This is a genomic window from Pedobacter sp. HDW13 (assembly GCF_011303555.1).
Taxonomy (GTDB): Bacteria; Bacteroidota; Bacteroidia; order Sphingobacteriales; family Sphingobacteriaceae; genus Pedobacter.
On sequence record NZ_CP049868.1, the window covers coordinates 2,452,604 to 2,475,801 of the forward strand.

Consider the following 23,198-nt stretch of genomic DNA (forward strand, 5'->3'; position numbering starts at 1 on the left):
CTCATTCATTCCAATAAATCACTCATTCAATAATTAATAATAATGAAGAAAATATTTCTACTTCTTTTATGCTGCTCGGGTTTAATCGCAGGTGCGCAGCAGCGTTACGAATTAAATTCGGGATGGATTTGTACCAATGTCAAAGATATAAAATCAGATGGTGCAGCAATTTCTAAAACAGGTTTCGCGCTCAATAACTGGATGCCAGCTACAGTGCCCGGAACGGTGCTTACCACTTTGCTGAACAACAAAAAAGTGCCCGATCCATTTTATGGCATGAACAACGAAATGATTGCCGATGTTTACCACACGGGTAACGAGCATTATACGTATTGGTTTGTAAAAGATTTTGACGAGCGTGCAACAGGTAATGAGCAGGTTTGGCTACAGTTTAGAGGGATTAATTACAAAGCCGAAATTTATTTGAATGGCAAAAAGGTAAATCCTAAAACCCAGGTAGGGATGCATATACGGGCGCAGTACAATATTACCAAACTACTTGCAGCTAGTGGTAAAAACAGATTGGCTGTAATTGTTTATCCGCCTGATTTTCCAGGCAATCCTAATGGTGGCCAGGGTGGCGACGGAACCATTGCCAAAGGTTTAACTACACAATATACTGCTGGCTGGGACTGGATTCAACCCACCCGCGATCGTAATACCGGTATTTGGGACAAGGTTACCATCGAAAAAACCAAAAGTATCAATCTCCAAAATCCACATGTGGTTACTTTGGTTCCGGGTAAAAGATTAGCAACAGGTAAGCAAAACCCGGCAACGGTGAAGGTTACTGTTGAGGTAGAAAACCCAACCAGCAACGCTGTTTCTGGTACACTGCAATACGAAATAGCAGGAAAGATAATTAAACAGCCTGCAACAATTGCCGCCAACCAAACTACTACTGTTAAGCTTTCAGATTTACAAATCGAGAACCCCAAATTGTGGTGGCCAAGTGGCTATGGCGATCAAAACCTTTACGATTTAAAGATCAGGTTTATTGCCTCAGCACAGGTACTGGATCAGGAAGCGCTTAAAGTGGGTATCCGCCAGATTGATAATATCTGGAACGACCATACCAAAAGCATGGGCACATTTGTAAATGGCCAAAAGATTTTTATTAAAGGCGGTAACTGGATTATTTCTGATGCGATGTTGCGTTTTACCGATGCGCGCTACGATGCTGAAGTACGTTACCACAAAGATATGAACCTGAACCTGATCAGGATTTGGGGCGGGGCAATTTTGGAAAGACCAGAGTTTTACAATGCCTGCGATAAATATGGTTTATTGGTTTTTCAGGATTTTTGGTTTAGCGGCGATTGTAATGGCCGCTGGGTAGATCCGATGAAAAAAGAAGATCAATGGACTAGAAGAAACTATCCAGACGATCATCCTTTGGTTTTAACGGCTATTGAAGATCAGATTAAACTCATCAGAAACCATGCTTCACTTGCGTTTTGGTGCGGCGGAAACGAAATTACCCCACCTGATGATATTTTAAATCCTTTGAAAAATGATATTCTTCCGAGGTTAGACGGAACACGTCAGTTTTTCGATTTCTCTAACAGCGATGAAATGTCGTACAATTCCATTGGTGGTAACGGCGACGGTCCTTATGGCATTCAGGATATTAAAACCTTTTGGGGAACACAGACATTCCCTTACAACTCTGAGGTGGGTTCGGTAGGGGTAGGCGACTACGCTTCTTTACTTCGCTTTATTCCGGAGAAAAACCTGGTTGCACCACAATATAAAGCCAAGCCAGATTCGGTATGGGATTATCACAAATACATTTCTTACGAGCAATATCTTAATCCTTATGGTAAACCAAAAGATGCTAAAGATTTTGCCATGAAAGCACAACTGGCCAATTACGATCAGTACCGCGCTTTAATGGAAGGTTTCTCGAACAAAATGTGGGATTGGTATACCGGTTCCATCATCTGGAAAACCCAAAACCCGTGGACAGCCATGCGCGGACAGATGTACGATTATTACCTTGACCCGAATGCCTGTTTATATGGTTTAAGAAAAGGTAGCGAGCCCCTGCACGTAATGATGAACCCTTTGGATAGTATGGTAACCATCGTAAACAATGGCTTTACCACCCGCAACAACTTAATGGTGCAGGCTAAAGCCTACGATATGGATGGGAAAGATTATTTCTACTCACAGGTATTTAATTCAGTTGGTCCATCATCGGTTAGAAGGTTGTTCCCTTTAAATGAGTTTTTAACCAAGCTTGATAAAAAAGAAGGCGTATTTGTTTCGTTAAGAATTTTGGATCAGCAGCAAAACATATTGAGCGAAAATATTTACTGGCTGCCTGGAAAAGATGGCGAATATTCTGGCCTGAAAAATATAAAACAGGCACCATTAAAAGTTGCTGCGGTTAAAAAGAATGGTAAGGTAGAAGTTACCTTAAGCAATGCTTCAGGAAATCCGGTTGCATTTTTCAATCGGGTAGCCTTAATTAACGGTAACAGCAACGAAAGGATATTACCCGCATTTTACGACGATAACTATGTGAGTATTTTACCGGGTGAAAGTAAAACCGTTACGGTAGAATATACAGATACACAAAATAATTTAGCTGTTGAGGTATATGGCTGGAATGTTGCTGCGCAAAAAGTGAATGTTCAGTAGAAAAGAGAAGACCTCACAGGTTTTTAAAACCTGTGAGGTCTGAAATAGAAAAGGCGATACTTTTGGTATCGCCTTTTCTATTTTATGTAGTTTGCAATTAGCTTACGCCGTGCAATTTCACTTTTAGTCCGTCCATATTGTTGTTTAACTGCAGTTGGCAGGCTAAACGCGAATTGGGTAATAAATCAGGTAAAGTATCTAACATGGCATACTCATCGTCTGTCATTTCGTTAAGTTTCTCTTCACCTTCCAAAACATCGACACAGCAGGTAGCACAAAGGGCCATTCCGCCACAGGTTGCCAAAATATCGTATTCTGATGCCTTTAAAAACTCCATCAGGCTTAAACCCATGTCGGTTGGTGCAACGTGTTCGGTAACCGAGCCATCCGGCTCTTGCATATATATGTTAATGTTGTTCTCCATTTTTAGCTCTCTTTATAACCGCAAATATAGCAGAAAGCTTAAAATTCTGAAACTCCGTTTACAGTTGTATATTTCATGGTATATTTCACACCAGGATTCATGTAAGAATAAGCACTGTGGCTCATTAATGCTGCCTCGTGGAAACCACACAGAATTAATTTTAGTTTATTGGTGTAAGTGTTGATATCGCCAATAGCATAAATACCCGGGATATTGGTCGAGTAATCATCAACATTTACCTCGATTGCACTTTTGCTGATGTTTAGATTCCAGTCTTCAATCGGGCCTAATTTAGGACTCAAACCAAATAAAGGAATTAAATGATCTGCATCTACAACAGTTTTTTCCATTGTACGGTTCTGTACAATTTCAACCTTTTCTAATTTATCGGTTCCGTGTACGGCTTGCAGGTTACTGTTTAAAATCAGGTTAATTTTTCCGCTTTCGGCCAATGCCATTACTTTAGCAACCGAATCTGGTGCACCACGGAAACTCTCGCTTCTGTGTACCAAAGTAAGCTCCGAACAAACTTCAGCTAAGTAAATCGTCCAGTCTAAGGCAGAGTCGCCACCACCGGCAATTACCATTTTCTGATCGCGGTATTTTTCCGGATCAAGGATCATGTAGTTAACACCCTTTCCGTTTTCAAAATTTTCTAAGTTCTCTACAGCCGGTTTACGTGGCTCAAAACAACCCAATCCACCTGCAATTACCACAACTTTAGCTTCGATTACGGTGCCCATATTCGTAGTTAAAACGAAATCGGCTTCGCCACGCTTTTCTAAACCTTCAATACGCTCGCCTAAAGTAAACGTTGGGTGGAAAGGCTTGGCCTGCTCCATTAGGTTATCAATAAGCTCCTGAGCCAAAACAGAAGGGTAGCCCGGGATATCATATATCGGTTTTTTAGGGTAAATTTCAGACAGCTGACCGCCAACCTGAGGCAGGTAGTCAATTAAATGGCAACGCATTTTTAATAAACCGGCTTCAAAAATGGCAAATAAGCCCACCGGACCAGCGCCTATTACGGCTATATCAGTAGTGATCATTAAAAAAAATTTGACGCAAAGTTACGAAATAAAGTATTATCAATTCTGTTATTTAGAAATATTCCAGATAATTTTGTAAATCTGTTGTATTCAATATTTTATATGCCCTGCCTCTGTTAAAAGCAAAAGTTAAGGGTTTTTAACGTTTTAAAGCAAATTATAATTGGTCTATAGGTTTAGTAGGGTAATGGTTTTTAAACTTCGTTGGTATCGTACAATGACAGAATTTTAGCTTGTCCAATTAACTTTTGTCCTTCATAGATATCCCAAGCTTTTCCGAGTTGCAAATGTCGGTGTAGTTTTGGGGAATCGATAAATCTGACTGTTACATTTTTTTTCTCTCCGGGTTCTATAGTGTGCCAATCATTAAAAGTGATATCTCCAATAAAGGTTTGCAGCACTTCTTCCTGTTTACGCTCAAATACGTGATTTGGCCTAAACCCGGATACAAAACCCGTTTTACGGCCACCATGTTCTGTTGGTTTTAATTCTAATTCTGCTTTTACTATTATTAAAGAATTTGAGGTTTTATAAGTTGTGTCGTTGTAGCTCTCTAATGTGTATTTATCGTAGGCCATTAGGTCAAAGACCTTTGAATAGCCAGTTTTAAGCCATTTTTTGTAAATAAGGACTCCATTTTGATAAACATATAATTCGTTGTTCTCAATCTTTTTATAGGTTTTCATCATTTACCAGCCCATCCCTAAGTTCTGAAATACAAAACTCCATACATCTGCCGATTCCTCAATCAATTTTGTAGTTGGTTTTCCGGCGCCATGACCGGCTTTGGTTTCGATCCGGATTAGCATCGGGTTATCACCTTTGTATTTTTCCTGTAAGGTCGCCGCAAACTTAAAGGAATGCGCAGGCACTACCCGGTCGTCATGATCGGCCGTAGTGATTAAAGTAGCCGGATAATTTACGCCACTTTTTACATTGTGCAGCGGCGAATACTTGATTAGATAATCGAAATCAGCTTTTTTATCGCTGGTTCCATATTCTACTGCCCAGCCCCAGCCAACGGTAAACTTGTGGTAGCGCAGCATATCTAAAACACCAACTGCCGGCAGGGCCACTTTAAAAAGCTCGGGTCTTTGGGTCATGCAGGCGCCAACCAAAAGCCCTCCGTTTGAACCACCTGAAATGGCAATTTTAGCTGGATTGGTATATTTTTCTTTTATCAGGTATTCGGCAGCAGCAATAAAATCATCAAAAACATTTTGTTTCTTCTCCATCATACCACCTTTGTGCCATGCTTCACCGTATTCGCTGCCACCACGCAGGCTCGGTTGTACGTAAATACCGCCATGCTCTAAAAACAACATGCGCGATAAGCTAAAACCTGGTGTTAAGCTGATCTGAAAACCACCATAACCGTACAAATAAACGGGATTATTGCCATCGAGCTTGATGCCTTTTTTGTGTACAATAAACATGGGCACTTTAGTGCTATCTTTTGATGGATAAAATACGTGTTTAGTTTCGTAATTTTCGGTATTGAGCTGAATAGCCGATTTTCTGTATAAAGTAGATTCGCCTTTTTTCAGATCGTAGCGGTAAATAGAGCTTGGTGTGGTGAAGTTAGAAAAGGAATAAAAGAATTCCTGATCTTCCTTATAGCCGCCAAAACCATCAACGGTGCCAATAGCGGGCAACTTTACTTCACTAATTTTTTTGCCGGTTAAATCGAACTGAACAATATTGGTGCTGGCATCTTTTAAATAAGTTGCCCATAAAAAGCCACCACCTGTAGCAATGTTCTCCATGGCCAGCTTTGATTCCGGAATAATTTTCTGCCAGTTTTTTCGATCGTTATTTTTCGGGTCGACCAGTACGATCTGCTTGTTTTCGGCATCCAGATCGGTGCTTAACAAAAGTTTATCGTCCACATTATCTACTACACCATGGTTGTTTTCAAAACCCTTTACCAGTTGGGCAATTTTACTGCCGGGTAATTTTAAATCCTGATAATACAAAGCATTGCCAGAAGTACCTGCATTGGCGTAAATAACCAAAAAGCGTTCATCTTCTGTAACACTGGCCCCAAAGTACAGGTTCGGATTGGTTTTATCTTCAAAAATCAGCTGATCGTTTTTCTGCGGATCGCCCAGTTTATGGTAGTATACTTTCTGGTATTTATTGGCCGCAGAAAGATCGGTGCCCTTTACCGGCTCATCGAACTTACTGTAGTAAAAACCATCGCCTCGCCAGGCCGCACCAGAGAATTTGGTCCATTTCAGTTCGTCGCCCTGTTTCATTTTGGTGGCCACTTCCATTACATATATATTACTCCAGTCTGATCCGGCCTGGGCTACAGAGTAGGCCAGGTATTTTTTATTGTGCGAAAAGCCAAGCAGCGAAACAGCCGCAGTTCCATCGGCAGTCAATTTGTTGGGATCGAGGAAAACTTCTTCCGCTCCATCCAGTCCTTTTTTAATAAACCAGATGCTTTGGTTCTGCAAGCCATCGTTTTTGGTAAAGAAATAATATTCGCCCACTTTAAACGGGGCGCTTTCTTTGGGATAATTCCAGAGGTCGGTTAGCCGTTTTTTAATATCGGCGCGGTAAGGAATCTGCTCGAGGTAATTTTGGGTTACCTTATTTTCTGCGTCAACCCATGCTTTGGTTTCGGCCGATGTATCGTTTTCGAGCCAGCGGTAAGGATCGGCTATTTTGTTGCCAAAGTAATTATCGGTGGTACTATCTTTTTTCGTGTTGGGATATTTCATTAATGTTATTTTTTCTGCGGCTTGCTTTTCTGGTTTACAAGCGAAAAGACTTACTGCAAATAAGCTCAATACAATTTGTTTTTTCATATTCAACAAGATTTATTTACTAATATATGTTTTTATAGAGGGATTACACAGATTACAAGGCTTTGCGCTTTAGTCTTTCACCTTGCTCTTTAGTCTTTTTACCTTACCTTTGCCTGTACATGGCCAAGAATATTTATTTCGCTTCCGATTTTCATTTGGGTACCCCGGATTATGCTGAAAGCCGCGCACGTGAGGCACGCATTGTAAGTTGGCTGAATTTTATAGCGCCAAGCTGTGCCGAGCTTTTTTTAATGGGCGATATTTTCGATTTCTGGTTTGAGTATGCGAAGGTAATACCGAAAGGTTTTATCCGCCTACAGGGAAAACTGGCGCAAATGGCCGATTCGGGGATAAAAATCTATTTCTTTAAAGGGAACCATGACATGTGGGTGCGCGATTATTTTACCCAAGAAATAGGACTGGAAATTATCAGTGATGAAATGATTATGGAGCGTGGCGGAAAGAAATTTTACCTGCACCATGGTGATGGCCTTGGTCCGGGCGATAATAAATATAAATTTTTACGGAAAATTTTTAGAAGCGGGCTCTGCCAATGGTTATTTGCCCGTTTACACCCCAATTTGGGCATTGGTATTGCCAATGGCTGGAGCAGAGGAAGTCGGGCCGCGCAAACAGAAAAGGAAGTTTTTTTAGGTGAGGATGAAGAATGGCTGGCCATTTACGCTAAAGAACAATTGCAGCAAACACATTTCGATTATTTTATTTTTGGGCACAGGCACCTGCCGCTCGATATCGATTTGGGTAAGGGAAGTAGGTATGTAAATATTGGCGAATGGCTCAATTACAATTCCTATGCTGTATTTGACGGAGAAGAGTTAAAGTTAGAATATTACCAGCCTAACGATTAGATTAACTTTATGTCTGGTGAAAGCACGCTGTACCTAAACCTGATAGAACGGAAAGCCCGGAGCGAAGTCTGAGTGAGGATATGGAGAGATAGCAGGACTACTGGCTGCCATTGGCACAGAATCTTTCATTTTCCAATAATGCTTCCTGGGTTTCAGTTTATACCTAAGCGCATAACCAATTCAAACAGTTGGCCAACTAACCCTCCGATCTAAACAAACAAATTCAGCTTTTTTCCTTATTTTTGCATTTTCCTTAATTTTTGGCCCTATGCCAACAGCGCGGAAATTTCAACAAGAATAAATATGTTAGACAAATTAGAAGCTATAAAACTACGCTGGGAAGATGTAGAAGAGCAATTGAGTAATCCTGATGTGATACAGGATATGAAACGTTTTGCGGCTTTAAATAAAGAATATAAAGACTTAGGCAAAATTGTAGACGAGTATAAGATTTACAAGAATGTGATGAGTAATATCGATGCCAATAAAGAAATTTTAACGGCAGAGAAAGATCCTGAAATGCGTGAAATGGCGAAAGAGGAACTGGATTTGCTGTTGAAACAGCAGGAAGAAATGGAAAGCGCAATTCGTGTGATGTTGATTCCTAAAGATCCGGAAGATGCTAAGAACGCTGTTTTTGAGATTCGTGGTGGTACTGGTGGAGATGAGGCCGCATTATTTGCAGGCGATTTATACCGCATGTACACCCGCTTTTTCGAAACCAAAGGTTGGAATGTTGAAACCGTTGATGTGACAGAAGGTACAGCAGGCGGTTACAAAGAGGTAATTTTAAAAGTAAGTGGCGAAGATGTATACGGCCAGTTAAAATACGAAAGTGGTGTGCACCGTGTACAACGTGTGCCCGATACCGAAACCCAGGGACGCGTGCATACCTCTGCAGCATCGGTAGCGGTATTGCCGGAGGCTGAAGAAATTGATCTTTATATTAACCCTGCAGATATTGAGCTGCAAACTTCGCGCTCGGGAGGGGCAGGTGGTCAGAACGTAAATAAAGTAGAAACCAAGGTGCAGTTAACGCATAAACCTTCGGGCATTGTAGTGGTGTGCCAGCGTGAACGTTCGCAATTGGGTAACCGGATTATTGCGATGGAGATGCTGCGTAGTAAACTTTATGACATCGAATTGCAGAAAAAGAATGGTGATATTGCCGCTAAACGTAAAACAATGGTGTCAACTGGCGACCGTTCGGCAAAGATCAGAACCTATAATTATCCACAGGGAAGGGTTACCGAACACCGCATTGGTTTAACAATGTATAACCTGCCAACCATTATGGATGGCGAGATTCAGGAGATTATTGATGCCCTTCAGTTTGCTGAAAACGCTGAAAAGATGCAGGAAGGTGCTGCAAATTAAGTAGTTGCAATTATTTTAAAAAAAAGTTTGCGAATTAATATATAGTCTCTATATTTGCAACCTCGAAAGAGACAAGAGGTTCGAACTTTAAAGGAGAACAAAAGGAGTGGTAGTTCAGCTGGTTAGAATGCCTGCCTGTCACGCAGGAGGTCGCGGGTTCGAGTCCCGTCCATTCCGCAACAAAAGCCTTAACTTGAAAAAGTTGAGGCTTTTTTGTTTTACAGCCTTTCCGGTAAAATTATTCGGAATGAGGTTCAGCGAGTTACGTAATTATAGCATAAAATGTTGCTTCATATAGTGATAAACCAAATATAGTCTCTATATTTGCAGTCCCGAAAGGGGAAAGAGGTTCGGACTTTAAAGAAGAACAAAAGGAGTGGTAGTTCAGCTGGTTAGAATGCCTGCCTGTCACGCAGGAGGTCGCGGGTTCGAGTCCCGTCCATTCCGCAACAAAAGCCTTAACTTGAAAAAGTTGAGGCTTTTTTGTTTTTTGTGGAGTCCTAAAAAAGGTTGATCAAATCTTAACAAAAGATGGTCAATAATAATTTAAAAAAACTGCAACGTCCACCCCGGAGTTACAGTGAGAGTTTCAAGCGGCTAGTTGTAGAGGGATACGAGAATGGGCATTTGAATAAAGATCAGTTGCAACGTAAATACGATATCCGCGGGAATCAGTGCATTCAGAATTGGTTGCGAAAATATAGTAAATTAGCCTATCCAGGATATAAAAGCATTGGTCGGCCTATGAAGGACAATGATCAATAGCGACTCAAAGAGCTGGAGTCTGAGTTAAAGCAAGAGAACAAGGCATTGGAGAAGAGGCTGAGGGAAGCAGAACATCAGCTTTCCATGTACAAGAGATTTGTTGAGATCGCAATCCGTTTGCTTTTGTTTTTAGGCAATGCAATTATCAAATCACATACATTAAATACTATATAATGAAAACAAGAAAGATATGAGCGAATTTAGCCGTAGCTGATTTGGCACAAACAACCCGGCTTTATACTGAAATTGGTTTTAAGCCACTCTGAAGATTTAACCAGCTTTTTGGTTGGGGAAAGCAATTTCGTAATTCATTTCTTTTTAAAAGATGTGCTTGAGTCCAATATCCACGGTGATATAGTTGATCTGAAACATGGAAACGAAGTGGTGTTCACCCTTTCCGCGGGCAGCAAAGCTGAAGTAAATGAATGGGCAGAAGAAATTGATAAGGCAGGTGAAAAGCTTGTTTCTAAGCCAGACAAATTTGGGGAGGGGTACTATGGCTTTGTTTTCTGCGATCCAGACGGGCATAAGTTTAATTTTTTTTATATGGATGAACTGACTTAAGCCAGAAGGTAAATGAATTATATAGTTATAAGTATACTATAGTTATCAGCAAAGCAGATTCCTGTGTCACTATATAAGTTAGTTCCCGTTCTTTGCTTCAAATCTTCGTGCCGGTGAAGGATCGGCACTGCGGGTTTTCCGCACCGGCCAGGTTTAGGTGGTGCGGACGGCGCAAACCGCCCGCTCATGGTGCCCCAAAACCACGAAATTCCCTTCCAGCCTTAATTTTCTCAACTGCTTAATGATAAAAAAGCGCCTTGATGGCGCTTTGAAACCACCTAAAGTGCCAATTGTTTACAACAGGTACGATTATTTCCTGCTGTAAACCATTAAGTTAGCCTAATATCCCCAAAAAATCGATAAAAGGATTTGTGCGGGTTGTAATTTTTCCTACCTTTGCAACCCGCTCGGAAGGAGAGGGGATTAGTTGAAAAGCGTACAATGGTGAGGATGGGGCGAGATTTATTTTAAAATAAAGCTTGCATGAAGGAAAAAGATTGTTACCTTTGCAGCCCGCTCCTGAAGGAGAGGGAAGCTGGATAAAACCGGCACTTGAAATAGTGGGAAGCAGGAAAAAATAAAACGAAAAAATAAAAATTATTTTATTTGGAAGTTAAAAAAAGATTCCTACCTTTGCACTCCCAACGATAAGGAAGGGTAAAAAAGCTGAGCGGCGGATGTCGCGGAAAGCAAACGAAAAAAGATTGAAACAGGCGAAAACTGAAAGCGGGACGAATAAGACCGGCAGAAACCAAGCCCTGAAGATATATAGAAAGGCAACCGCGAGGTGATGCCGATAAGTTCTTAAAAGAGATGTCAATGTAGCGAAAGCGGGTTTAATGAAGTACTGGTCGAAGTACATGATTAAGGAGCTTTATTTTAAAGGTGATGTCTAACAGACAAAACAAAAGAAGACTATTTTTAACAATAGTTAAAACTGGTCAGAATCAAAACAACATTTTACAATGGAGAGTTTGATCCTGGCTCAGGATGAACGCTAGCGGCAGGCCTAATACATGCAAGTCGAACGCGATTAAAGGGCTTGCTCTTTATGAAAGTGGCGCACGGGTGCGTAACGCGTATGCAACCTACCTTTATCAGGGGGATAGCCCGGAGAAATCCGGATTAACACCGCATAAAATCACAGGATAGCATTATTCAATGATCAAATATTTATAGGATAAAGATGGGCATGCGTGTCATTAGCTAGTTGGCGGGGTAACGGCCCACCAAGGCGACGATGACTAGGGGATCTGAGAGGATGGCCCCCCACACTGGTACTGAGACACGGACCAGACTCCTACGGGAGGCAGCAGTAAGGAATATTGGTCAATGGAGGCAACTCTGAACCAGCCATGCCGCGTGCAGGAAGACTGCCCTATGGGTTGTAAACTGCTTTTATCCGGGAATAAACCTACTTACGTGTAAGTAGCTGAATGTACCGGAAGAATAAGGATCGGCTAACTCCGTGCCAGCAGCCGCGGTAATACGGAGGATCCAAGCGTTATCCGGATTTATTGGGTTTAAAGGGTGCGTAGGCGGCCTGTTAAGTCAGGGGTGAAAGACGGTAGCTCAACTATCGCAGTGCCCTTGATACTGATGGGCTTGAATGGACTAGAGGTAGGCGGAATGAGACAAGTAGCGGTGAAATGCATAGATATGTCTCAGAACACCGATTGCGAAGGCAGCTTACTATGGTCTTATTGACGCTGAGGCACGAAAGCGTGGGGATCAAACAGGATTAGATACCCTGGTAGTCCACGCCCTAAACGATGAACACTCGCTGTTGGCGATACACAGTCAGCGGCTAAGCGAAAGCGTTAAGTGTTCCACCTGGGGAGTACGCCCGCAAGGGTGAAACTCAAAGGAATTGACGGGGGCCCGCACAAGCGGAGGAGCATGTGGTTTAATTCGATGATACGCGAGGAACCTTACCCGGGCTTGAAAGTTAGTGAATGATTTAGAGATAGATCAGTGAGCAATCACACGAAACTAGGTGCTGCATGGCTGTCGTCAGCTCGTGCCGTGAGGTGTTGGGTTAAGTCCCGCAACGAGCGCAACCCCTATGTTTAGTTGCCAGCATGTAATGATGGGGACTCTAAACAGACTGCCTGTGCAAACAGAGAGGAAGGAGGGGACGACGTCAAGTCATCATGGCCCTTACGTCCGGGGCTACACACGTGCTACAATGGATGGTACAGAGGGCAGCTACATAGCAATATGATGCGAATCTCACAAAGCCATTCACAGTTCGGATTGGGGTCTGCAACTCGACCCCATGAAGTTGGATTCGCTAGTAATCGCGTATCAGCAATGACGCGGTGAATACGTTCCCGGGCCTTGTACACACCGCCCGTCAAGCCATGGAAGCTGGGGGTACCTAAAGTATGTAACCGCAAGGAGCGTCCTAGGGTAAAACCGGTAACTGGGGCTAAGTCGTAACAAGGTAGCCGTACCGGAAGGTGCGGCTGGAATACCTCCTTTCTGGAGTAGCGTCACCTACTCGCTTCGCAACATGATATTTCACAACAAGAGAAACAAGAAACACCCAGAAGAAAACGGTGGGCTACTATAAAGGTAAGCTTAACGGAACTTAAAGATGGGGTAAGCCAAAGGAAGCAGTAGCGGTAAGGTACTATATACTGCGAAGCGCTTGCCTTAAACCATAGTCCCGTAGCTCAGCCTGGTTAGAGCACTACACTGATAATGTAGGGGTCTCCAGTTCAAATCTGGACGGGACTACATTACAACAACCTTTTGGGGGATTAGCTCAGCTGGCTAGAGCGCCTGCCTTGCACGCAGGAGGTCAACGGTTCGACTCCGTTATTCTCCACCAAATACAGACACTGTCAGGATTGATGGTCTACATTGACATAATTAAGAAAAGAAGAAACGCCATGGGGCACTGATGTACAACAAAAGAAGGACATCGGAAAACGGTTCGAGACCGCAGTTTTTTACTAACGAAGCTGATACGAAGCTTAAGGAAGGGCACATGACACCCTGTACTTTTATACCTTCGGTTTTCAGCCTCAGTAAAGTTCTTTGACATATTGGAAGAAGTTAAAAAAGAAGAGCAAACAACAATAGGCGACTGTTGTGTTTGTGCTCACCACTCAAATGAGCAATCAGATGAGGGGTATGAGACATCATAACAAGAGCAAAAAAGCATACCATGCGGCGCAAAAGGCGCATGAGTAGAAGAAAGTAATAAAGAGTACACGGGGGATGCCTTGGCTCTCAGAGGCGATGAAGGACGTGATAAGCTGCGATAAGCTTCGGGTATTTGCAAATAGGAATTGATCCGAAGATTTCCGAATGGGGCAACCCGGCATGTTGAAGACATGTCACATATAATGAGCAAACCTGCCGAACTGAAACATCTAAGTAAGCAGAGGAAGAGAAAATAACAATGATTTCCTGAGTAGTGGCGAGCGAAAGGGAAAGAGCCCAAACCTACTTTGTTACGGCAAAGTGGGGGTTGTAGGACTGCAACGTGGCATTAGCAAACAGAAGTGGAACGGGATGGGAAGCCCGGCGATACATGGTGATAGCCCAGTACACGTATAGAATGCTAGCCTAGCAGTATCCTGAGTACCGCGAGGTCGGAGACGCCTTGTGGGAATTTGCCGGCACCATCCGGTAAGGCTAAATACTCCTGAGAGACCGATAGTGAACCAGTACCGTGAGGGAAAGGTGAAAAGAACCCCGAACAGGGGAGTGAAATAGAACCTGAAACCGTGTACTTACAAGCGGTCGGAGCGTACAAGTTGCGTGACGGCGTGCCTTTTGCATAATGAGCCTACGAGTTACTCTTCTCTGGCAAGGTTAAGTGCTTCAGGCACGGATCCGAAGCGAAAGCGAGTCTGAATAGGGCGTATAGTCAGAGGAGGTAGACGCGAAACCTTGTGATCTACCCATGGACAGGTTGAAGGTGCGGTAACACGTACTGGAGGACCGAACCGATAAACGTTGAAAAGTTTCCGGATGATCTGTGGGTAGGGGTGAAAGGCTAATCAAACTGGGAAATAGCTCGTACTCCCCGAAATGTTTTTAGGAACAGCGTCGACGTTGAGTTATATAGAGGTAGAGCTACTGATTGGGTGCGGGGGAGTCAAATCCTACCAAATCCAGACAAACTCCGAATGCTATATAATATAGTCGGCAGTGAGGCGCGGGGTGCTAAGGTCACGCGCCGAGAGGGAAAGAACCCAGACCATCAGCTAAGGTCCCCAAGTTACAGTTAAGTTGAACTAACGAGGTCCGATTGCACAGACAGCTAGGATGTTGGCTTGGAAGCAGCCATTCATTTAAAGAGTGCGTAACAGCTCACTAGTCGAGCGATCGGGCATGGATAATAAACGGGCATTAAATTGTACACCGAAGCTATGGGATTGAAATATATCGGTAGGGGAGCATTCTAGCGGCAGTGAAGGTATCTGGTAATGGGTGCTGGAGCTTCTAGAAAAGCAAATGTAGGCATAAGTAACGATAAGGCGGGCGAGAAACCCGCCCACCGAAAGGATAAGGTTTCCTGATCAACGCTAATCGGATCAGGGTTAGTCGGGACCTAAGGAGAACCCGAAGGGGAAATTCGATGGACAACTGGTTAATATTCCAGTACTTTTTATAACTGCGATGTGGGGACGGAGTAGTGACACTGCCGCGATCTGACGGAATAGATCGTTAAAGGTTGTAGGTATACCGATGGTAGGCAAATCCGCCAACGGTGCTGAAAACTGATAGTACCGCGAGGCTTCGGCTGAGTGGATAGCGCAGGTAATCAGACTTCCAAGAAAAACCGCTAAGCTTCAGGTTATAAAAACCCGTACCGCAAACCGACACAGGTATCCGGGAAGAGGATTCTAAGGTGCTCGAGTGAATCATGGCTAAGGAACTCGGCAAAATGGCCCTGTAACTTCGGGAGAAGGGGCGCTTGCAGCAATGTAAGCCGCAGTGAAAAGGCCCAGGCGACTGTTTAACAAAAACACATGGCTTTGCAAAATCGAAAGATGAAGTATAAGGCCTGACACCTGCCCGGTGCTGGAAGGTTAAGAGGGGATGTCATCCGCAAGGAGAAGCATTGAATCGAAGCCCCAGTAAACGGCGGCCGTAACTATAACGGTCCTAAGGTAGCGAAATTCCTTGTCGGGTAAGTTCCGACCTGCACGAATGGTGTAACGATCTGGGCGCTGTCTCAGCCATGAGCTCGGTGAAATTGTGGTCCCGGTGAAGACGCCGGGTACCCGCAACGGGACGGAAAGACCCCATGCACCTTCACTACAATTTAACATTGACATTGGGTACAGGATGTGTAGGATAGGTGGGAGGCTTTGAAGCGGCGTCGCTAGGCGTCGTGGAGCCAACGTTGAAATACCACCCTTTCTGTATTCGGTGTCTAATCCCGCTCAGCGGGAGACATTGTTTGATGGGTAGTTTGACTGGGGTGGTCGCCTCCAAAAAGGTAACGGAGGCTTTCAAAGGTAAGCTCAATACGCTTGGTAACCGTATGAGGAGTGCAATAGCATAAGCTTGCTTGACTGTGAGACATACAGGTCGATCAGGGTCGAAAGACGGATATAGTGATCCGGTGGTTCTGCATGGAAGGGCCATCGCTCAAAGGATAAAAGGTACGCTGGGGATAACAGGCTGATCTCCCCAAGAGCTCATATCGACGGGGAGGTTTGGCACCTCGATGTCGGCTCGTCACATCCTGGGGCTGGAGAAGGTCCCAAGGGTTCGGCTGTTCGCCGATTAAAGTGGCACGCGAGCTGGGTTCAGAACGTCGCGAGACAGTTCGGTCCCTATCTGTTGTGGGCGTAGGAATTTTGAGTGGGGCTGACCTTAGTACGAGAGGACCGGGTTGGACTAGCCTCTAGTGAATCTGTTGTTCCGCCAGGGGCATTGCAGAGTAGCTACGCTGGGAATAGATAAGCGCTGAAAGCATCTAAGTGCGAAACTAGCCACGAGATGAGAATTCCATATAGGACCGTAGCAGACTACTACGTTGATAGGCTACAGATGTAAAGCTGGTGACAGCACAGTCGAGTAGTACTAATCATCCGAAGCTTTCAAAGCAAACAGACTGTTGTTTGTTCTTCAAACTAACTTCTTTCAATAATATGTCATTTAAGCTCGAGATAGCTTATCTAAAGAAATTTAGGTGCCTATATCGGTGGTGTCCACCTCTTCCCATTCCGAACAGAGAAGTTAAGCCCACCAGAGCCGATGGTACTGCGGTAACACGTGGGAGAGTAGGTCGGTGCCAAATCTTATAAGAAACCCTTTAACAAAACTGTTAAAGGGTTTTCTTCGTTTATAGCATTTTTCCTTTAAGCTTTCATACATACGATCTTAATGATAAAGAGAAGCAGTAGGTTTAACCTGCAAACCTATCCAAAATAGCCCTGATGACAGTGGAAATCCCTTTTGGCTCGAAAAGAATACACCTAAGCTAGCGTTATCTCCTCCAAAGGGATTGCAACGAACAGGAGGACGGTACCTACCCTATAAGTACTGCTTTTCGCTGCTAAATGATTAAGTGGTTTGATTAGGCAACCTGTTTATATAATTAACATGCTTTTTGGAACTATATGCTACGTTAACTGTAGCGTTTTAAGATTCGCTATCGTTTTCTTTCTAAACTAAATAACGATGAAAAAAATAACGCTTGTATTATTGATGGCTCTTGGATTGTTAAGTTGTAAAAAGAAAACAACTTCTGAGTGCGATGACAAAATGTGTACCTATGAATTTCGTTCCGTAGTCTTTAGATTTCTGGATAATAAAGGTGAGGGTGCCGAAGTAAAAGATTTTAGCGTAATTAACCAAAGAACTGGAGCAAAAGTAACAGCAAATTCAAGCGCTACCAGTAGTTTGATAAAAGGTGCCTTCGTTATAGTTGATGATGGAAATACCAGAAGTTTATCGGAAGCAGGAGATAATTTAAAAATTACAGGCACATCAGTACAAACTAACCAAACTAAGTCGGCTACAATTAAAGTAAGCGGAGGTGAATGCGCATGCCATATAGGTAAACTCTCCGGACCAGATCAGATTGCATTCGATTAGTCAACTGTTAAATACGGGCGCTAGAGGGTTAAAAGTATAAACCCTGGCAGGTAAATGCAGACTATTATTATGTTACTAGATCTTTAACGGTCGTTCTTCAATAATAAATCAATCACGTTTTTTAGCGCGGGATTTCTATTCGCATCTTTCCAGATCATGTAGAGTTCTGTGCGTTGTGGGATATGCGTTAGTTCTACAAATTTTACATTTTCTTTGTAACCATACTGAAGCGCTGTAGGTACAATAGCAATGCCCAAACCTTCTTCAACAAGTTTGTATATCGTTAATGCATTAACCGATTTGTGAAAAGTTTTGGGCTTGAAACCATGATCCTCGCAAATGCTCATAATCAAATCGTAGTAAAATGGGCTGTCATCACTCGAGAAAAAGATAAAAGGAGCGTTCCCCAGCTTTTTAACTTCTTCAAAACTGGCCTTTTCGAGCGGATGGTTTTGGGGTAGTACGAGCGAAAAAGTATCTTGATGGATAACGTGCTTAGATATGCCTTCCTTAAAATGTTGTATGCGCACAAAGCCTACGTCAAGCATATCTTTTTCAAGCAACTCAATCTGCAGCTTGTTTGGCATTTCATCCAGATTTGTTCTGATTTCCGGAAAATCTTTGTTCAACCTGAAAATTAGCTCAGGCACAATTTTTTGAGCTGCCGAGCCCAGGAAACCGATTCGGAGTTCGCCCTGTTTACCTTCATTGATATCGCTTAAATGCTTTTTAATGTTTTCGATATGGCTAAAGAGGAAATCGACTTCCGTTTTAAGGTATAATCCGGCTTGGGTAAGCGTTACCTTTTTCTTGGTTCGATCGAATAACTGGGCGTTAAAAATTTCCTCCATCTGTTTAATCTGCCGACTAAGGCCAGGCTGTGAAATAAAAAGCCGGTCGGCTGCTTTCCTGAACTTCAGTTCTTCTGCCAGTACCTGAAAATATTTAAAATGTCTTAGCTCAACTTGATAACCCATGGTTATTACGTGATGATGTAATTGGTATTTATAGGTATCAAATATAGGAGTTATTTTTGTTTAAAACCTTTTCTAACATGAGCGAGCAGATTTTTAACTACGGAACAGATCATTTAACGGCCAATATAGCTTTGGCTATTGGTAGTGGCAACTTAAAAGGGGTACTTAGCCCAGAGGTTCGCGATAAAGTGATCGAAAGTAGCAAAGTTGTAGAACGGATTGCACTTGCTGATAAAGCCGTTTATGGTATTAACACGGGCTTTGGGCCACTGTGTACGTCGATGATTTCGGCGGTAGATACCCGTAAACTACAGGAAAATATTCTGAAAAGTCATGCGGTTGGCGTTGGAGGATCTATTGATATGGAAATTTCGAGACTAATGCTTGTGTTAAAACTACAGTCGCTGGCACAAGGCTATTCTGGTATCCGAATTGAAACGCTAGATAGAATGATCTGGTTTTTAGAAATAGGAGCAACACCAGTAGTTCCAAAACAGGGATCTGTGGGGGCATCGGGAGATCTGGCACCATTGTCGCACCTTTTTCTGCCTTTAATTGGATTAGGAAGGGTGCATTATAAAGATGAGATTGTTGCTGCTGAAAAGTTGCTGCAAGATTATCGGATGCAACCCTTACAGCTTGGGCCAAAAGAAGGTCTGGCTTTAATTAATGGAACCCAGTTTATAGCTGCACATGCGGTTAAAGTTGTTTCACGTTTAGAAAATGTGCTTAAATCTGCTGATATTATCTCGGCGATGATGATCGAAGGTTTAATGGGATCTGAAAAACCATTCCATCCCCGCTTGCATCAGTTAAGACCTTACCCTGCCAATATCGCTGTAGCCGCGCAAATCAGTAAATTGTTGCAAGGCTCCGAAATTATGCCCTCGCATTCTGATTGCGCCAAAGTACAGGATCCCTATTCTTTAAGGTGCATTCCACAGGTTCATGGTGCTTCCCGTACCGCTTGGCAGCATTTAAAAGAAGCAGTAGAAATAGAATTGAATTCGGTAACCGATAATCCGGTAATATTTAGTGACGAACTTACCATAAGTGGAGGGAACTTTCACGGGCAGCCATTGGCCTTGGCTTTAGATTATGCCTGTTTAGCTGCATCCGAAATTGGCAACATCAGCGACCGGAGGATTTACCTTTCGTTAGAAGGAAATACGCCAGGTGTACCGAAATTGTTGATGCGTGAAACCGGCTTAAATTCGGGTTTTATGATTGTGCAGTACACTTCGGCTGCATTGGCCAGCGAAAATAAGGGACTTTGCTTTCCGGCAAGTGCCGATAGTATCCCAACTTCGCTGGGACAGGAAGACCATGTAAGCATGGGCTCAATTAGTGGAAGAAAGGCTTTGCAGGTGATAGAAAATGTAGAAAAAATTCTGGGTATCGAACTCTTCTGTGCCGCACAGGCTGTTGATTATCATGCGCCATTAAAACCAGGCAGAATTTTGGCTGCCGTACATGGTTTCATCCGTTCAGAAATTGATCATTTTGAAGAAGATCAGATTATGTACGATAGAATGGAAACTGCTATAAACCTTGTGAAAACAGGTAAAGTGGTATCGGTTGCTGAACAGGCAGAAAAAACACTTAATTAATCAATTTAGCCTCGTACGACATGAATTTTGCAGCAGAAATATTAGCTGGTATACCATCAGAATTACCGAAAGCAAAGGATAGAAACCCTCAGCTCAGCCATGCTCCGGTGAGGAGAACTGTTTTGAACACAACTGAAAAAAAACTGGCTTTAAAAAATGCACTGCGTTACTTCCCCTCAAAATGGCACAGTGAACTTGCTCCCGAATTTTTAGCGGAACTGGATAGCTACGGACACATTTACATGTACCGTTTTATGCCAAATTATGCTATTTATGCCAGGCCAGTTAACGAATATCCTTGTCAAACCATTCAGGCTGCTGCCATCATGTTGATGATTCAGAATAATCTTGATCCGGCCATTGCACAGCACCCTGAAGAGTTGATTACTTATGGTGGAAATGGCAGTGTTTTTCAAAACTGGGCACAATACCTGCTTACTATGAAATACCTAGCTACAATGACTGATAAGCAAACTTTAAATGTGTACAGCGGTCACCCGCAAGGCCTGTTCCCATCCAGTACAGCTGCACCGCGTGTAGTGGTTACCAATGGGATGATGGTGCCAAACTATTCATCTACAGCTGATTTTGAAAAATTTAATGCCCTTGGGGTAACGCAATATGGCCAAATGACAGCCGGATCGTACATGTACATTGGCCCACAAGGGATTGTACATGGTACCGCCATTACTTTAATGAATGCTTTTAGAAAAAAAGGCTTTTATGGTAAAGATACAGCTGGAAAAATATTCTTGACAGCCGGATTGGGTGGAATGAGTGGGGCACAAACCAAGGCAGGTAACATTGTTGGCTGTATAACCGTTTGTGCAGAAGTAAATCCGCATGCGGCTATTAAACGAAAAGAACAGGGCTGGGTTGATGAGTTGATTGAGGGCTGGATGAACTGGTTGAAAGGGTAAAATTGGCTCAAAACCAAAAGGAGATAGTATCCTTAGCCTATCTAGGCAATGTAGTCGATGTTTGGGAACGGTTTGATGAAGAATCGATTGATGTGACTATTGGCTCCGATCAAACTTCGCTGCACAATCCGTATTCCGGGGCTATTATCCTGTTGGCTTAAGCTTTAATGAAGCCAATGCGCTTATGGCCGGGGCTGCCGACGAGTTTAAAAACTATGTTCAGAATTCGCTAAAATGCCAGGCGGCCAGCATTAACCGCCATGTGGCTAAGGGAACTTACTTTTTCGATTATGGCAACGCTTTTCTTTTAGAATGTAGCCGTGCAGGAGCTGATATTATGGCTCCAAATGGAATCGATTTTAGGTACCCATCGTACGTAGAAGATATTTTGGGCCCTATGTGTTTCGATTATGGTTTTGGTCCGTTTAGGTGGGTATGTACATCAGGTAGTGATAGCGATCTGGATATAACCGACAGGATCGCAAAAGAGGTAATGGAGGAAATTAAACTTCAGGCCCCTGCCGAAATTGAGCAACAACTCCAGGATAATATCAACTGGATTGTAGCAGCCAAAGAGAACAGGCTTGTGGTAGGCTCAAAGAGCAGGATTTTATATGCTGATGCTGAAGGCAGGGCAAAAATTGCCTTACGGTTTAATCAGGCTATTAAAACCGGCAAATTATCTGCTCCGGTAGTTTTGGGCAGAGATCATCACGATGTGAGTGGAACCGATTCACCATTTAGGGAAACGAGTAATATTTATGATGGAAGCCGCTTTACAGCAGATATGGCCATTCATAACGTAATTGGCGATAGCTTTAGAGGCGCTACTTGGGTTTCTATACATAATGGTGGCGGCGTGGGCTGGGGCGAAGTAACCAACGGTGGCTTTGGAATGGTGCTGGATGGAACAGAAGAGGCGGCTGAAAAATTACAGAATATGCTTTTTTATGATGTGAATAATGGTATCGCGAGAAGAAGCTGGGCACGCAATAAAGAAGCCCGTTTTGCCATCGAACGCGAAATGGAACGCAGCCCATGCTTAACTGTAACATTGCCTAACCTGGTTGATAATGAATTGTTGGATGGCTTAAACATGTAAAAAATACCTGCAAAGCGTTACTGGTTTAAGGCTGGTAACGCTTTGCAGATCAAATACTCACCATAACTTCTTTAAAAAGGTTTTTAATTACACTAATTTCTGTAGCGTATTGGGTATTTTTTCTACAACCAAAGTACAAGGTGTTTTTAAGTTTACTGCTGCCTTCCCAAATCACCTTTATTTTTTGCTCCTCTACTTCTTTTTTGCAAAGAAAATCGGGAATAATGGCTAAACCTTTTCCCCCAGATAAGCAGCGCACAATAGAATTTAAGTTTGGTACAATATAATTCGGGCGGAAATCGGCATGCTTACCAAAATTAAGCTGCCAGAAACGCAAAAGGTGCTCCATATCTCCCGCGGTTCCATACCATTTCTGTTGTTTCAGCCAGTCTTCCATGCCAAAGAGATCATTCTTTTTAGCAAGCGCATTAAAAGTATCTCCATCTGTTTCTATTCCACCTACCAAAACAATCGTTTCCGACGAAAACGCTTCATGTTCTACGTTAGGCGAATTCCCTTTTTGTGGAGTAATAATCAGATCTAAAATACCCTTATCCAATTGGTCGAGCATTTCGGGATATTCACCAAAACGGATAATTACATTAAAAGGAAGTGTAGAAATGTATTGTTCGAGCGTAATCTGAAAAGTTTCAAAACACATACCTACACTAATGGTTGGGGTGTGTTTTTCCGTACTTTTCTGAAAGTGCTTTTCGGCATCTTCGAGCTTGGCCAGCGGTTCTACAATAAAATTATAAAGCACTTTTCCCTTTTCTGTAGGAATCATCTTCCGGCCAGTGCGCTCAAATAATTTGTAGCCTACATAACTTTCTAACGAACTGAGGTGTAAACTCACCCCAGGTTGCGATATAAATAAATTTTCGGCCGCACCTGTTAAAGTGCCTGTTTTATAAATTGCCTTAAAACTTCTGTACCATTCTAAATTAACCATAATTGTGTTATTATAATTCTGATACAAATCTATAAATTAACTTGTTTTAATAATAG

The 23,198-nt window shown here is 42.9% G+C and carries 15 protein-coding genes, 4 tRNA genes, 3 rRNA genes and 1 pseudogene; 17 read left to right on the top strand and 6 right to left on the bottom strand.

Features of this window, described 5'->3' with window-relative positions:
- Positions 1-42: 42 nt before the first annotated feature.
- The gene (locus tag G7074_RS10340; protein ID WP_166208286.1) at positions 43-2,646 is read left to right on the top strand and encodes a glycoside hydrolase family 2 TIM barrel-domain containing protein; all 2,604 of its coding nucleotides are present in this window, start codon (positions 43-45) and stop codon (positions 2,644-2,646) included.
- A gap of 97 nt (positions 2,647-2,743) precedes the next feature.
- Here the strand turns inward: G7074_RS10340 and G7074_RS10345 are convergent, their stop codons facing one another.
- From G7074_RS10345 to G7074_RS10360, 4 genes are all read right to left on the bottom strand, one after another.
- Complete coding sequence (locus G7074_RS10345; protein WP_025141835.1) at positions 2,744-3,070, bottom strand: 2Fe-2S iron-sulfur cluster-binding protein; 327 nt, start codon at positions 3,068-3,070, stop codon at positions 2,744-2,746.
- A gap of 38 nt (positions 3,071-3,108) precedes the next feature.
- Positions 3,109-4,119 carry an NAD(P)/FAD-dependent oxidoreductase gene (locus G7074_RS10350; RefSeq protein ID WP_039477703.1) on the bottom strand — a complete coding sequence of 337 codons (1,011 nt, stop codon included), beginning with the start codon at positions 4,117-4,119 and terminating at the stop codon, positions 3,109-3,111.
- Positions 4,120-4,313: 194 nt separating this feature from the next.
- A complete protein-coding gene (locus G7074_RS10355; RefSeq protein ID WP_124558808.1) occupies positions 4,314-4,805 on the bottom strand; it encodes a hypothetical protein in 492 nt (163 codons plus the stop codon).
- A gap of 3 nt (positions 4,806-4,808) precedes the next feature.
- Positions 4,809-6,935 (bottom strand): prolyl oligopeptidase family protein, encoded by a 2,127-nt coding sequence (locus tag G7074_RS10360; protein WP_166208289.1) that lies wholly within the window; start codon positions 6,933-6,935, stop codon positions 4,809-4,811.
- Between the two features lie 119 nt (positions 6,936-7,054).
- Here G7074_RS10360 and G7074_RS10365 point away from each other — a divergent pair, with 119 nt between their 5' ends.
- From G7074_RS10365 to G7074_RS10415, 11 genes are all read left to right on the top strand, one after another.
- Positions 7,055-7,804 carry a UDP-2,3-diacylglucosamine diphosphatase gene (locus G7074_RS10365; protein WP_124558806.1) on the top strand — a complete coding sequence of 250 codons (750 nt, stop codon included), beginning with the start codon at positions 7,055-7,057 and terminating at the stop codon, positions 7,802-7,804.
- A gap of 303 nt (positions 7,805-8,107) precedes the next feature.
- Positions 8,108-9,181 carry a peptide chain release factor 1 gene (prfA, locus tag G7074_RS10370; protein ID WP_124558805.1) on the top strand — a complete coding sequence of 358 codons (1,074 nt, stop codon included), beginning with the start codon at positions 8,108-8,110 and terminating at the stop codon, positions 9,179-9,181.
- A gap of 103 nt (positions 9,182-9,284) precedes the next feature.
- Positions 9,285-9,358: transfer RNA gene (locus tag G7074_RS10375), tRNA-Asp, on the top strand.
- A gap of 196 nt (positions 9,359-9,554) precedes the next feature.
- Positions 9,555-9,628 (top strand) — tRNA-Asp (locus G7074_RS10380).
- A gap of 564 nt (positions 9,629-10,192) precedes the next feature.
- Positions 10,193-10,510, top strand: coding sequence for a VOC family protein (locus G7074_RS10385; protein WP_199748419.1), 318 nt, complete (start codon positions 10,193-10,195; stop codon positions 10,508-10,510).
- 962 nt (positions 10,511-11,472) lie between these two features.
- A 16S ribosomal RNA gene (locus tag G7074_RS10390) occupies positions 11,473-12,994 on the top strand.
- Positions 12,995-13,177: 183 nt separating this feature from the next.
- Positions 13,178-13,252: transfer RNA gene (locus G7074_RS10395), tRNA-Ile, on the top strand.
- Positions 13,253-13,269: 17 nt separating this feature from the next.
- Positions 13,270-13,346 (top strand) — tRNA-Ala (locus G7074_RS10400).
- A 365-nt stretch (positions 13,347-13,711) separates the two neighbouring features.
- Positions 13,712-16,587: ribosomal RNA gene (locus G7074_RS10405) — 23S ribosomal RNA — on the top strand.
- An 82-nt stretch (positions 16,588-16,669) separates the two neighbouring features.
- Positions 16,670-16,781, top strand: a 5S ribosomal RNA gene (rrf, locus tag G7074_RS10410).
- Together the 16S, 23S and 5S rRNA genes with 2 tRNA genes alongside form the textbook arrangement of a ribosomal RNA operon.
- Before the next feature lie 383 nt (positions 16,782-17,164).
- On the top strand, positions 17,165-17,581 hold the full coding sequence (locus tag G7074_RS10415) for a hypothetical protein (protein ID WP_124558249.1): 417 nt from the start codon (positions 17,165-17,167) through the stop codon (positions 17,579-17,581).
- 83 nt (positions 17,582-17,664) lie between these two features.
- Here the strand turns inward: G7074_RS10415 and G7074_RS10420 are convergent, their stop codons facing one another.
- Positions 17,665-18,558: a LysR family transcriptional regulator gene (locus G7074_RS10420; RefSeq protein WP_124558248.1), complete on the bottom strand. Its 894-nt coding sequence runs from the start codon at positions 18,556-18,558 to the stop codon at positions 17,665-17,667.
- A gap of 77 nt (positions 18,559-18,635) precedes the next feature.
- Here G7074_RS10420 and hutH point away from each other — a divergent pair, with 77 nt between their 5' ends.
- The 5 genes and pseudogenes from hutH (at position 18,636) to G7074_RS27135 (ending at position 22,190) form a co-directional block, all read left to right on the top strand.
- Positions 18,636-20,168, top strand: a complete 1,533-nt coding sequence (hutH, locus tag G7074_RS10425; RefSeq protein WP_124558247.1) for a histidine ammonia-lyase — start codon at positions 18,636-18,638, stop codon at positions 20,166-20,168.
- A 20-nt stretch (positions 20,169-20,188) separates the two neighbouring features.
- The gene (locus G7074_RS27575) at positions 20,189-21,088 is read left to right on the top strand and encodes a hypothetical protein (protein ID WP_255456796.1); all 900 of its coding nucleotides are present in this window, start codon (positions 20,189-20,191) and stop codon (positions 21,086-21,088) included.
- 2 nt (positions 21,089-21,090) lie between these two features.
- A complete protein-coding gene (locus tag G7074_RS27580; RefSeq protein WP_255456797.1) occupies positions 21,091-21,249 on the top strand; it encodes a urocanate hydratase in 159 nt (52 codons plus the stop codon).
- Positions 21,250-21,269: 20 nt separating this feature from the next.
- Positions 21,270-21,416 (top strand): annotated as a pseudogene (locus G7074_RS27585) (hypothetical protein); the annotation flags it as partial.
- Between the two features lie 69 nt (positions 21,417-21,485).
- The gene (locus tag G7074_RS27135; protein ID WP_240916554.1) at positions 21,486-22,190 is read left to right on the top strand and encodes a hypothetical protein; all 705 of its coding nucleotides are present in this window, start codon (positions 21,486-21,488) and stop codon (positions 22,188-22,190) included.
- A gap of 49 nt (positions 22,191-22,239) precedes the next feature.
- Here the strand turns inward: G7074_RS27135 and G7074_RS10435 are convergent, their stop codons facing one another.
- Positions 22,240-23,142, bottom strand: coding sequence for a LysR family transcriptional regulator (locus G7074_RS10435; RefSeq protein WP_124558245.1), 903 nt, complete (start codon positions 23,140-23,142; stop codon positions 22,240-22,242).
- Positions 23,143-23,198 lie beyond the last annotated feature (56 nt).

Excerpts from the sequence above, each read along its gene's own strand:
- G7074_RS10355 (WP_124558808.1), bottom strand. The coding sequence starts at position 4,805 with ATGAAAACCTATAAAAAGATTGAGAACAACGAATTATATGTTTATCAA.
- hutH (WP_124558247.1), top strand. The coding sequence starts at position 18,636 with ATGAGCGAGCAGATTTTTAACTACGGAACAGATCATTTAACGGCCAAT.
- G7074_RS10345 (WP_025141835.1), bottom strand. The coding sequence starts at position 3,070 with ATGGAGAACAACATTAACATATATATGCAAGAGCCGGATGGCTCGGTT.
- G7074_RS10365 (WP_124558806.1), top strand. The coding sequence starts at position 7,055 with ATGGCCAAGAATATTTATTTCGCTTCCGATTTTCATTTGGGTACCCCG.
- G7074_RS10420 (WP_124558248.1), bottom strand. The coding sequence starts at position 18,558 with ATGGGTTATCAAGTTGAGCTAAGACATTTTAAATATTTTCAGGTACTG.
- G7074_RS10435 (WP_124558245.1), bottom strand. The coding sequence starts at position 23,142 with ATGGTTAATTTAGAATGGTACAGAAGTTTTAAGGCAATTTATAAAACA.
- prfA (WP_124558805.1), top strand. The coding sequence starts at position 8,108 with ATGTTAGACAAATTAGAAGCTATAAAACTACGCTGGGAAGATGTAGAA.
- G7074_RS27135 (WP_240916554.1), top strand. The coding sequence starts at position 21,486 with ATGTGTTTCGATTATGGTTTTGGTCCGTTTAGGTGGGTATGTACATCA.
- G7074_RS27575 (WP_255456796.1), top strand. The coding sequence starts at position 20,189 with ATGAATTTTGCAGCAGAAATATTAGCTGGTATACCATCAGAATTACCG.
- G7074_RS10415 (WP_124558249.1), top strand. The coding sequence starts at position 17,165 with ATGAAAAAAATAACGCTTGTATTATTGATGGCTCTTGGATTGTTAAGT.
- G7074_RS10350 (WP_039477703.1), bottom strand. The coding sequence starts at position 4,119 with ATGATCACTACTGATATAGCCGTAATAGGCGCTGGTCCGGTGGGCTTA.
- G7074_RS10360 (WP_166208289.1), bottom strand. The coding sequence starts at position 6,935 with ATGAAAAAACAAATTGTATTGAGCTTATTTGCAGTAAGTCTTTTCGCT.
- G7074_RS10340 (WP_166208286.1), top strand. The coding sequence starts at position 43 with ATGAAGAAAATATTTCTACTTCTTTTATGCTGCTCGGGTTTAATCGCA.